The organism is Enterococcus sp. 1001283B150225_161107_E12 (genome assembly GCF_015556925.1).
Taxonomy (GTDB): Bacteria; Bacillota; Bacilli; order Lactobacillales; family Enterococcaceae; genus Enterococcus_B; species Enterococcus_B mundtii.
Genome location: NZ_JADNNI010000017.1, coordinates 1 through 12,065 on the forward strand (window position 1 = coordinate 1; position 12,065 = coordinate 12,065).

A 12,065-nucleotide genomic window follows, 5' to 3' on the forward strand; every position below is an offset into this window, starting at 1 on the left:
CCGAACACAGAAGTTAAGCTTCTTAGCGCCGATTGTAGTGAGGGGTTGCCCCTTGTGAGAGTAGGACGCCGCCACGCTTTGTTATCTTTGGAGGTTTAGCTCAGCTGGGAGAGCATCTGCCTTACAAGCAGAGGGTCAGCGGTTCGATCCCGTTAACCTCCATATGAGCCGTTAGCTCAGTTGGTAGAGCATCTGACTTTTAATCAGAGGGTCACAGGTTCGAGCCCTGTACGGCTCATATTTTTGCGGGTGTGGCGGAATTGGCAGACGCACTAGATTTAGGATCTAGCGCCTTACGGCGTGGGGGTTCAAGTCCCTTCACCCGCATCATATGATTTATTCTATTTTTTTACGCCGGCTTAGCTCAGTTGGTAGAGCATCTGATTTGTAATCAGAGGGTCGAGGGTTCAAGTCCTTTAGCCGGCATCGTAAATACGCGGAAATAGCTCAGTGGTAGAGCACCACCTTGCCAAGGTGGGGGTCGCGGGTTCGAACCCCGTTTTCCGCTTTGCCAATGTACTACGCGCCGGGGTGGCGGAACTGGCAGACGCACAGGACTTAAAATCCTGCGGTGAGTGATCACCGTACCGGTTCGATTCCGGTCCTCGGCATTACAAATATGCGCCCATAGCTCAATTGGATAGAGTGTTTGACTACGGATCAAAAGGTTAGGGGTTCGACTCCTCTTGGGCGCGTAGTCTTTTTATTTTTTCGGGAAGTAGCTCAGCTTGGTAGAGCACTTGGTTTGGGACCAAGGGGTCGCAGGTTCGAATCCTGTCTTCCCGATTTTTTTATTTGTTGCAAAGTCATACGTTCTATTGTATGATTATTTTTAATTAATTGAATATGCGCCCATAGCTCAATTGGATAGAGTGTTTGACTACGGATCAAAAGGTTAGGGGTTCGACTCCTCTTGGGCGCGTAGTCTTTTTATTTTTTCGGGAAGTAGCTCAGCTTGGTAGAGCACTTGGTTTGGGACCAAGGGGTCGCAGGTTCGAATCCTGTCTTCCCGATTTTTTTATTTGTTGCAAAGTCATACGTTCTATTGTATGATTATTTTTAATTAATTGAATATGCGCCCATAGCTCAATTGGATAGAGTGTTTGACTACGGATCAAAAGGTTAGGGGTTCGACTCCTCTTGGGCGCGTTGGAAAAACTGGGACTTCATTGAATTCCTAGTTTTTTTTATTTACATAAATAAATGGTCTTTTATCGTTATTCTTCGAATCAAATATCTAACAAGCGTTCTCCTTTCATTCTACCTGTAAATTCGCTATAATTAAGGTCAATATTAGTCAAAGGAATGAGTGGGATGGCACAACAAAATACTTCGGATCTAATTGAATCATATATAAAAAAGATCCTGGAAAAAAACGAGATGATCGAGCTTCGAAGGATTGAATTGGCAGATCTATTTAACTGCGTTCCTTCACAAATCAATTATGTGATCAATACACGATTTACGATTCAACGCGGCTATCTGGTTGAGAGTAAACGTGGTGGTGGTGGGTATATCCGCATTGCAAAAGTGAGAATGTCGGATAAAAAACAAATGCTTGAACGAATCAACTTGCTATTTGGCGAAACGATTAATGAAAAAAATGCCTACGCCATTATTCAGAAACTATATGAAGACCAAATCATTACCAAAAAAGAAGGAAACTTGATGTTGAGTGCGATTGCTAAAAATACGTTGAACATCAATGAGACAGAAGATTATACACGTGCTCGAATTCTACGAGCCTTTTTAGAACGATTAAGCTATGAAGATGGGGAGTGAAATTTAAATGGCAGAAATATTTACAGAAAGAGCACAACGTGTGTTAGAAATTGCCCAAGAAGAAGCAAAACGCTACAAACATCAAGCGGTAAGTTCAGAACATATATTATTGGCTTTAGTGATCGAACCCAACGGGATTGCTGGGAAAGTATTACGAGATATGAAATTGAATGAAAAAGATATTTATGAAGAAATCGAGCATTTAGTCGGTTATGGTACAGTGAAAACTTATGCAAAAGGTGTATTTCTCCCTTATTCTCCTCGAATGAAACAAATTTTTGCTTTGGCAAATAGTGAAGTGAATAAAATGGGTACACAAAAGGTAGGAACTGAGCATATTTTACTTAGTCTATTAAAAGATGAGAGTATCATGGCTACTCGTATCATGATCAACTTGGGGATTAGTTTGAGCAAAGTTCGTCAGTCATTGAAGCGTACGATGGGTACGGAAAGTAGTACCGGTGGTATTCGCCGTCGCAATCCACAAGAAAAGCGAGCAATGACACAAGGTACTCCTACGTTAGATTCTTTAGCTAGAGACTTAACTAAGTTAGCAAAAGAAAACAGGTTAGATCCAGTCGTAGGTCGTTCAAGAGAAGTCAAACGGTTGATCCAGATACTTAGTCGCCGAACAAAAAACAATCCTGTTTTAGTTGGAGAACCCGGTGTCGGTAAAACTGCGATTGCAGAAGGATTGGCTCAAAAAATCATTTTAGGTGAAGTACCTGAAGAAATGAAAGCAAAACGTTTGATGATGTTAGACATGGGGGCGTTAGTCGCTGGGACGAAGTATCGGGGAGAATTTGAAGATCGAATGAAAAAAGTCATTGATGAAATTTATCATGACGGTCAAGTTATTCTCTTTATTGATGAATTACACACATTGATTGGTGCTGGTGGTGCAGAAGGTGCCATCGATGCATCGAATATTTTGAAACCAGCGTTAGCACGTGGAGAATTACAAACGATTGGCGCGACAACATTAGACGAATACCAAAAATACATTGAAAAAGACTCGGCATTGGAACGACGCTTTGCACGTATCCAAGTAGATGAGCCGACAGCAGATGAAGCGGAAGAAATCTTACGTGGTTTACGTTCACGCTATGAGGAACATCATCATGTGGAGATCACCGATGAAGCAGTACGAGCGGCAGTCAATCTTTCTGTTCGATATATCACTTCCAGACAGTTACCAGATAAAGCGATCGACTTGATTGATGAATCAGCAGCGAAAGTTCGATTGGAACAAGCGGACGATTTGTCAGAAACGACGATACTGAAACAAGAGATCGATCAAGTGAATAAAGAAAAAGAACAGGCGATTCAAAAACAAGATTTTGAAACAGCTGCGCATTTACGTAGACAAGAAAAAAGCTTAATGAAAAAACTAGAAAAACGTTTAGCGATTGAAGCAAAACATAAAAATGGCTTTGCGGATCGGGTGACTGAAGAAGATGTAGCTACTGTTGTTTCGGAGTGGACAGGTGTACCATTGCAACAGTTAGAAAAGAAAGAAAGTCAACGATTACTGGAACTAGAAGCACTACTTCACGAACGTGTTGTAGGACAAGATGAAGCGGTCAAAGCTGTTTCTCGTGCGATCAGACGGGCGCGTAGTGGCTTAAAAGATCCAAATCGCCCGATTGGTTCCTTCATGTTTTTAGGTCCAACAGGAGTCGGAAAAACAGAACTTGCGAAAGCATTGTCAGAAGTGATGTTTGGTGAAGAGGACGCATTGATTCGTGTCGACATGTCTGAATTCATGGAGAAGTATAGTACGAGTCGTTTGATCGGTTCGCCTCCAGGCTATGTGGGTTATGATGAAGGTGGACAATTGACAGAAAAAATTCGTCAAAAACCTTACTCAGTTATCTTGCTAGATGAAGTGGAAAAAGCTCATCCAGATGTCTTCAATTTATTATTACAAGTGTTAGATGATGGTCATTTAACAGATGCTAAAGGAAGAAAAGTAGACTTTAGAAATACGATCATGATCATGACTTCTAATATTGGCGCTACTCAAATCCGTGAGGAAAAAAATGTTGGATTCAACGTCCAAGATATTACTAAAGATCATCAAGCGATGCAAAAACGGATACTTGAAGAGCTGAAGAAAGCTTTCCGCCCTGAATTCTTGAACCGTATCGATGAGACAGTCGTTTTCCATTCATTAACAAAAGATGAAGTCCATGCGATTGTTCAAATCATGAGTCAATCGATCGTCAAACGATTGAAAGAACAAGATATCTTAGTGAAAATCACACCAGCAGCAGTTGATGTGATTGGAAAAGTCGGTTTTGATCCAGAGTATGGTGCACGGCCACTAAGAAGGGCATTACAAAAAGAAGTAGAAGATCGTTTGAGCGAAGCTTTGCTTGGAGGAGAAATCCATTTAGGCGATCAAATCACTGTTGGCGCTTCGAAGGGCAAAATCACAGTAAATGTGCGTGAACCTAAGAAAATAACTACTAAAGTATAATGACAGAGTGAGATTCCAACAGAAATAGCTAAGCCAGAAACCCAAAAATCATTTGATTTTTTGGGTTTTTTGTTTTCCTAAAGAGCTACTTCTAAATCAATAGGGACACATTGTATAAAACAGAAATTATTTTACAGTATCGTTACAATCAATAATAAATGTAAGAAGTATTGGAAAGTTTTCAGAGCTGTGCTACTATTATGGAGTTGTAGGAGGAGGAAATGATGATCGAAATCATAACTACTATAGAATCAATGAAACAAGCAGAAGAATTGCTTGAAGCAGGAGCGGATACCTTGTATTTTGGAGAAGAACGCTTCGGTCTACGCTTACCAGCTTCTTTTACAAGAGAAGAACAACGCGAATTAGTTGCGCTGGCACATCGGTATGGTAAAAAAGTAAATATAGCTGTCAATGGAATCATTCATCCTGAAAAAATGAAAAAAGTCCCAGAGTATCTGCTTTTTTTAAAAGAAATCAATGTGGACATGATCACAGTTGGTGATACTGGGATTATCTTTACCATGAGAAAAAATCCAGAGTTGAGTATCCCTTATGTTTTTGATGCAGAAACATTAGTGACGAGTGCACGTCAAATCAATTTTTGGGCAAAAAAAGGGGCGATTTCTGCTGTTTTAGCACGTGAAGTGCCATTTGATGAGATGAAAGAAATGGAAAATAAGTTACAGATTCCTGTGGAAACACTTGTGTATGGAGCTACATGCATCCATCAATCGAAACGTCCACTGTTACAGAATTACTATAACTACACGCAACAGGACGAAAAAAAAGATCGTGAAAGAGGACTCTTTCTCGCTGAACCTAAAAAAGAAGATACACATTATTCGATTTATGAAGATTCACATGGTACGCATATTTTTGCGAATAATGACATCAATTTAAGTAATGAACTCCCACAGCTTTATGCCCATCATTTCCGTACCTGGAAATTAGATGGCGTTTTTACGCCTGGTGAAGCATTTGTTGAGATCACTAAATTATTTGTTGAGGCAAAAAAAGCATTATTAGCAGACACATGGACAGAAACGTTAGCACAAGAAATGACGAATAAGATCAATGGATTACATCCAACGAATCGAGGACTTGATACAGGTTTCTTTTATATTGATCCTGAATCTATCAAGTAAGGAGTATGGTGAAATAAAATGACAACAAAAAGAAAATTAAAACGTCCGGAAGTTTTAGCACCAGCCGGCACGCTTGAAAAACTAAAAACAGCTATCCATTATGGCGCAGATGCTGTGTATATTGGTGGTAATGCTTATGGGTTACGTAGTCGCGCAGGAAACTTTACCTATGAAGAAATGGCAGAAGGCGTTGCATTCGCAAAAGAACATCAAGCGAAAGTGTATGTAGCAGCAAATATGGTCACACATGAAGGAAATGACGAAGGAGCCGGTGAATTTTTCCGTAACCTGCGCGATGTGGGGATTTCAGCAGTGATCGTCTCTGATCCAGCACTTATTGAGATCTGTGCGACCGAAGCCCCTGGCTTACCTATCCATCTATCAACTCAAGCTTCTGCTACCAACTATGAAACATTAGAATTTTGGAAAGAAGAAGGCTTGGAACGTGTAGTTTTAGCTCGGGAAGTTTCGATGGAAGAAGTCGCTGAGATCCGTCGACATACTGATGTAGAGATTGAAGCATTCATCCATGGAGCAATGTGTATCTCTTATTCAGGACGTTGTACGTTGTCGAATCATATGTCGATGCGGGATGCCAATCGTGGAGGCTGTTCACAATCTTGTCGTTGGAAATATGAATTGTATGATTTGCCATTTGGACAAGAGAGAAACTCTTTGACAGATGCTGGCGAGATCGAAGAAGAGTTTTCGATGAGTGCAGTAGATATGTCGATGATCGAACATATTCCTGACTTGATTGAAAATGGCGTAGATAGTTTTAAAATCGAAGGTCGAATGAAGTCGATCCATTATGTATCAACTGTCGCAAATGTCTATAAAGCAGCTGTAGATAGTTATATGGAAGATCCTGAAAACTATGTGTGCAAACAAGAATGGATCGATGAGTTATGGAAAGTGGCTCAACGAGAATTGGCAACAGGATTTTATTACGATACACCTAGCGAAAATGAACAATTATTTGGTGAACGTCGTAAGATCCCTGTATACAAATTTGTCGGAGAAGTTTTATCTTATGACGAGGAGACGAAACAAGCGACAATCCGTCAGAGAAACCTCTTTTCTGTAGGGGATGAAATCGAATTTTATGGGCCTGGATTTACTCACTTCAGTCAAATGGTTGAGATGATGCACAATGAAGAAGGAGAATCCATTGATCGCGCACCAAATCCTATGATGATTTTGACCATGCCAGTCGCACAACCAGTTAAACCTGGAGATATGATTAGAAAAAGAAAATAATTTTTTAAGCAATCAAGCGAAATGAGCATCTCGTCAACAGAATGACTAGAAACGTGCTACACTTATTTTTTGTAAGAGCTGATAAAAAGTTTATTGAAAAATAAGCGGTAGGATGTTACATCAGCTGCTAAAAGGAGGAACAAGATGAAAACATATGATTATATTGTCATTGGCGGAGGATCTGGAGGCATTGCTTCAGCGAATCGAGCTGGTATGCATGGAGCGAAAGTATTATTGATTGAAGGCAATGAACTAGGTGGAACGTGCGTCAATGTCGGATGTGTTCCAAAAAAAGTGATGTGGCAAGCAAGCACGATATTAGAAACAATCGAACGTGATGCTTCAAGCTATGGTATCCAAGCGGACGTTAAACATGTTGACTTTAAAGAACTAGTAGAGAAACGCGAGAAATACATTGATTTCCTTCATGGCGCTTATCAAAGAGGTTTAGATAGTAATAACGTTGAAGCAATCAAAGGCTATGCTCGCTTTGTAGATAGTCAAACCGTTGAAGTAAACGGTGAAAGCTATCAAGCAAATCATATTTTGATTGCTACCGGTGGCAAGCCAAGCAAGATGACGATTCCTGGCGGAGAATATGCCATTGATTCAAACGGATTTTTTGCATTGACAGAATTACCAAAATCGACGATCGTATTAGGTGCGGGTTATATTGCAGCTGAACTTTCAGGTGTGTTAAATGGCTTGGGAAGTGAAGTGATGTGGGCTTATCGTAAAGAACGTCCATTACGTACGTTTGATAAAATGTTATCTGATAACTTGATTGAGATGTATCAAGAAGCAGGAATTCACACTTATGCAAACTTTACGGCTCGTGAAATAACAAAGAACGGGGATGTCTACACCGTTACCTTTGAAAATGGGGAAACACTAATGGCAGAGTGTGTGTTATTTGCTGGCGGACGTGTACCGAATACAGATGCATTAGGAATCGAAAAAACGAACGTTGAATTAGATGAAAAAGGATTTATCAAAGTGGATAAATTCCAAAATACAACCGATTCACACATCTATGCCATTGGTGATGTAATTGGTAAAATCGACTTGACGCCAGTAGCGATTGCCGCAGGTCGTCGTTTGTCAGAAAGACTGTTCAATGGAAAAGAAAATTCGTATTTAGACTATGATTTAGTTCCAACAGTCGTCTTTACTCATCCACCGATTGCAACCATCGGCTTGACAGAAGAGCAAGCGTTGACGACATACGGTGAAGGACAATTGAAAGTCTATCGTTCACGATTCACGCCAATGTATTTTGCTTTAAACGATTATCGACAAAAATGTGAAATGAAATTGATCTGTGTGGGTGAAGAAGAAAAAATTGTTGGGCTGCATGCCATTGGTGTAGGTGTCGATGAAATGTTACAAGGTTTTGCAGTAGCGATCAAAATGGGGGCAACCAAAGCAGATTTTGACAATACAGTAGCTATCCATCCAACAGGCGCAGAAGAATTTGTTACAATGCGTTAAGTCGTTAGTATGTTGAGGAAATACTCATACAGAAAAAGCAGACGGAATATGCGTCTGCTTTTTCTGATTTATGCAGATAAACCTATGTATAAAGAACTGTTTCAATGTTATTCCAAAAAGAGGTTGTTGGTATTTTAGAAATTTTAATCGTTTTAGCTTTCGTTTTAGCTTGGTTCAGTTCGATGTCTGTTAAAACTAAATCATATTGATTGACTGTATCGTAGTTTACTTGAAAAATATTATCAGTATATGTATGGATACTATGAATCGCAGGAATTTTTTTGAATAACAGTTGCTTATACAGTGCAAGTGTCCTTTCTTCCTGATAAGAAACAATCAAAATAGACACCTTTTTCTTGTAAGGAAAAACGGCCGTCAGTAAAGAAGGTGACAATGAAATCAATTCTAATAGTAACTCTTCATAGAGTAATTGATTCCGTTTGATCATCATTAATCCAGCATGGTCAATAGCTTGATTGTATGCTTTTAGTATCTGGGGCGAATGTGTAAATAGGATTTCTGATAAAATCTGTAGATACGTTGTTTTAAAGAATTGTCGGTTTTTATTGTAATTGATCAACTCACTCAATTTCTGAATACCATCTTGATTCAAAGAGAAGTCTTGGGACAGTGAACGGTAAAAGTATTCCGAGAATTGTTGAATCCGTTGGTACTCTCCATGACTGCTGGGTGTTGACTGAATACAAGGGAAATAGATTTTTTTATCTAATAGATTTGATACGGTTGTGGTGGTGACATTAAAGCCGTATTCTTTTTCAATGATTGAGCAAAACACTGTATTATTTTTTATTATTTCAAAAAAAGAAGGATCATTGATTGGATTTCCTTTATTTTCTGAGATCAAATGGCCTTGTCCGATACGAATGATTGCTGTGTAAAGATAAAAACTATTTATAATAACTTTATATGTACTAATTGTTTGATGTGTTGCTTGCTTTTTATAGTAACGTTGTAACACATCGAATATGTGATAAAAATGGGGCAATTGCTGTGGCGTATATTGCTCACGAAACATACTACAGAAGAATTGCCTGATGTAACTTTCATCCCCAATGATTTTGAGTTTTGAGGAGATATGTATGGATAATGGCGCATTGATCTCGCTGAAATAAGTATTGATATTTGCAATGATCCGGCGAATACTTGTTTCACTTAAATATAGTTTATTTGCTAATTTAGATAACGTTGGCTCTACTTCAAAAATCATCTGTAGTATTTGTACATTCGTTGATTGATTGAGTATTTGTTTGATTAAATCTTCCAAATTGATCTCTGGTGGTAATAGTAAAGAAGCTACTTGATATTTATCGGTGCTGATACAAACTGGTGCATATGTATGGTTAAAAAACACAATATCGGTCAATAATGTTTTTTTTGTTACCCCAAGTTGTTCTGCTAAAGTCAAACAGTCAATGGCGGCCATACCTAAGAGTAAAGCTAGTTTGATCTGCCTTTCAGAAGTCTTTTCAAGCATATTTGTTCGTTTTATCATACTTTTCAGATCTCCTAAAAAATAGAAAATCTGTTTTTTCACATCCTTTATTCATATTATAAACATTATTTTATCATACTTTTCTAATTATTCGAGTTTTTCTTTTTATTCTAATCGGTGGTTATTTAAAAGTGAGATTGCCTTCATTATTTAATAAGTATTATTTTAAAAAAAACAGTATATGATAATCTAAATAACTAGAAGTAGTCAATTGACACACGCAAAAGTAAAATTTTCTGATACATGTTTTTTTATTTCTATGATTTAAATTTTTTTATCTAGCAAAAAAAAATTAAGAATAACATCTATCGATGGACTAAATGGTCTATTTCACTTACAAATCTTTAACTATAACATCCAAGCGATGTGATCATTGAACTTGTTTTTAATAAAACAGAAAAACTAATATTAAGAAATTATCGAAAAAGCTGTACGATACATTATAGGTTTTTTAAAAAGAAAGGAGCTTGTTGACTATGGGTGTACTTGAGAAACAATTAGAGAGACAAATTTCATTGCTTTATTTGCTAAATATTGAGTCATCGAATATTAGTAATCTGGCCAAAGAATTGAGTATTACAGATAAAACGATTGCGGCAGATATCGATAGTTTCAATACCACTTGTTTTCCTGCTCGTATTGAAACCAATCAATACAAAGAGGTATCGCTTTCGATACCGAAGAAATTGAATTTGGATGATATATTTGTCAGGATACTTAATAATTCAACAAATGTGAAAATTTTAAAGTACATATTCATTACAGAACCTTCTCTATCTGAGATTGCGACAAAATTATTTTTAAGTAAAACGAGTATTCGTAGAATTGTCGCGAAAATCAATACATATTTCTTGAAAGAAAAAATCAATGTCCAAATTAATTTAGAGAACAAATTAACGATTACTGGAAATGAAATTGAGATTCGACGTTTATTTGCTAGTATGTTCAAGGAAATTTATAAAGTAAAAGAATTTCCTTACTTCGATACGATTTATCAGATGCTCAGACGTTGTTTGAAGGCACAAAAAAGAATGGTTAGCACACCTAAAGTGATTTATTCGGTGTATTATATTTATTCATCAATTATTCGAATTGGCAATAAACATCTTATTCCCGAGAAAGAATTGATCGACAATGAGCAAATCGTAGGTACCATCTTGGAGATCATCCAAAGTGATACAGTCTTTTGTACGTTGATGAGTCAAAAATATAAATTCAATGTCACACAAAAAAATGTTTCCAATATTCTCACTTCCTATTTTGGTCTAATGTTTACAGAGGTCCAACATCGTGATCAGAGATTAGAGCAGAATATTGAAAAATTTCTTCAAAGCTTTTACAGTCTATTAGCGATTGACATGCCGATCAACACTACGGAAATCGAATATTTTTTTGATTTCATCAATTTTTATAAAGAATTAGCCATCTTCAAAGTAAGCTATGCAGATATATTTTATAAAAAAATGATGGAGAACAACCCTAAGATCTGGCAAGCCTATCAAAAATCTTTGCAAATTGCTCAATTAAATTTTGTCGAACAAAGCGAACTATTACATAAAGAACTATTACTCGAATTAATCATTTCTTCAAATGATTTGTTACGGATGATTGAACCAAAAATACAAGAGAAATCGATTTTATTATTAAGTTCTCAAGAAATTGGCTTATCTCTTTTATATAAAAATTTGATTTTACATAAGCATCCATTTTTAAAAAATATTGATATCTATGAGAAGGACGTTTTTTCTATCGATTATCAATTAATTAATCAATATGATTTGATCTTGACTGATCTATCCTTAAATTTTGATCGGATCACGTCCGAAATTTTGAAAATCTCTAAAGTTCCTACTTCTATTTTTTGGAATAATTTTGAGCAGTGTCTTTACTCTTCTTAATAAAAATCGTTATGTGGGACGTTTTTTTCATCTTTTTATCAATTTTGAAAAAATAGATAGTAGTGGCAGTCGAAACTCAGGTACGCTTAAAGCACCCACTAGTTAGTATTGGTTAGGATAGGTATATTATGGAGAAAGTGAGCTGGAAAGTTAGTTGAATAAGTTAGCGATTTTATTATTGTTTGGGGTATATAGTGCAGCATTCAAAGTGTTATCTTTAGTTTTTAAAGTACTTTGGTTAGTCACCAAAGTACTTGGTAATTTCATTGGAAAAATGATCAAAAAAGGCTGGGAAAAAAGGCACAAAAGAGAGCACTTGCACGTTCACATAAATTAGCTTCACAGCAAAGAGAAAACAATCTAGATCGTACGTCTGTTCATTCAAGCATGTCAAAAGATAGTCGATTGAACACGCGGGTGTCACAAGCACAAAAACAAACGAATCGTCTTGGTACCTATTCTGGTCAATCTCTAATGACAGGACATTCGAG

Annotated in this window: 7 protein-coding genes and 11 tRNA genes; 17 read left to right on the forward strand and 1 reads right to left on the reverse strand. The window is 37.3% G+C overall.

Going from position 1 to position 12,065, the window contains the following annotated elements:
* The first annotated feature begins 89 nt into the window (after nt 1-89).
* The 16 genes from I2F89_RS12055 to gor all read left to right on the forward strand — a co-directional run bounded on the left by I2F89_RS12055 (nt 90) and on the right by gor (nt 8,163).
* A tRNA-Val gene (locus I2F89_RS12055) sits at nt 90-162 on the forward strand.
* Nucleotides 163-165: 3 nt separating this feature from the next.
* A tRNA-Lys gene (locus I2F89_RS12060) sits at nt 166-238 on the forward strand.
* 7 nt (nt 239-245) lie between these two features.
* Nucleotides 246-327: transfer RNA gene (locus I2F89_RS12065), tRNA-Leu, on the forward strand.
* Nucleotides 328-353: 26 nt separating this feature from the next.
* Nucleotides 354-426, forward strand: a tRNA-Thr gene (locus I2F89_RS12070).
* A 10-nt stretch (nt 427-436) separates the two neighbouring features.
* Nucleotides 437-508, forward strand: a tRNA-Gly gene (locus I2F89_RS12075).
* 17 nt (nt 509-525) lie between these two features.
* Nucleotides 526-611 (forward strand) — tRNA-Leu (locus I2F89_RS12080).
* A gap of 10 nt (nt 612-621) precedes the next feature.
* Nucleotides 622-695, forward strand: a tRNA-Arg gene (locus tag I2F89_RS12085).
* A gap of 17 nt (nt 696-712) precedes the next feature.
* Nucleotides 713-786: transfer RNA gene (locus I2F89_RS12090), tRNA-Pro, on the forward strand.
* 62 nt (nt 787-848) lie between these two features.
* Nucleotides 849-922, forward strand: a tRNA-Arg gene (locus tag I2F89_RS12095).
* A 17-nt stretch (nt 923-939) separates the two neighbouring features.
* Nucleotides 940-1,013 (forward strand) — tRNA-Pro (locus I2F89_RS12100).
* Between the two features lie 62 nt (nt 1,014-1,075).
* Nucleotides 1,076-1,149, forward strand: a tRNA-Arg gene (locus tag I2F89_RS12105).
* Between the two features lie 165 nt (nt 1,150-1,314).
* Nucleotides 1,315-1,782 carry a CtsR family transcriptional regulator gene (locus tag I2F89_RS12110; protein ID WP_010733901.1) on the forward strand — a complete coding sequence of 156 codons (468 nt, stop codon included), beginning with the start codon at nt 1,315-1,317 and terminating at the stop codon, nt 1,780-1,782.
* 7 nt (nt 1,783-1,789) lie between these two features.
* Complete coding sequence (locus tag I2F89_RS12115) at nt 1,790-4,264, forward strand: ATP-dependent Clp protease ATP-binding subunit (protein ID WP_195514407.1); 2,475 nt, start codon at nt 1,790-1,792, stop codon at nt 4,262-4,264.
* Nucleotides 4,265-4,488: 224 nt separating this feature from the next.
* Nucleotides 4,489-5,412, forward strand: coding sequence for a peptidase U32 family protein (locus tag I2F89_RS12120; protein WP_195514408.1), 924 nt, complete (start codon nt 4,489-4,491; stop codon nt 5,410-5,412).
* Nucleotides 5,413-5,430: 18 nt separating this feature from the next.
* Nucleotides 5,431-6,672 carry a peptidase U32 family protein gene (locus tag I2F89_RS12125; protein ID WP_071867593.1) on the forward strand — a complete coding sequence of 414 codons (1,242 nt, stop codon included), beginning with the start codon at nt 5,431-5,433 and terminating at the stop codon, nt 6,670-6,672.
* A 144-nt stretch (nt 6,673-6,816) separates the two neighbouring features.
* On the forward strand, nt 6,817-8,163 hold the full coding sequence (gor, locus tag I2F89_RS12130; protein ID WP_086335444.1) for a glutathione-disulfide reductase: 1,347 nt from the start codon (nt 6,817-6,819) through the stop codon (nt 8,161-8,163).
* 82 nt (nt 8,164-8,245) lie between these two features.
* Here gor and I2F89_RS12135 read toward each other — a convergent pair whose 3' ends face one another.
* Nucleotides 8,246-9,676: a helix-turn-helix domain-containing protein gene (locus I2F89_RS12135; protein ID WP_195514409.1), complete on the reverse strand. Its 1,431-nt coding sequence runs from the start codon at nt 9,674-9,676 to the stop codon at nt 8,246-8,248.
* 476 nt (nt 9,677-10,152) lie between these two features.
* On the opposite strand from I2F89_RS12135, the gene I2F89_RS12140 reads away from it, so the two are divergent.
* Nucleotides 10,153-11,574, forward strand: coding sequence for a helix-turn-helix domain-containing protein (locus I2F89_RS12140; RefSeq protein ID WP_071867590.1), 1,422 nt, complete (start codon nt 10,153-10,155; stop codon nt 11,572-11,574).
* Nucleotides 11,575-12,065 lie beyond the last annotated feature (491 nt).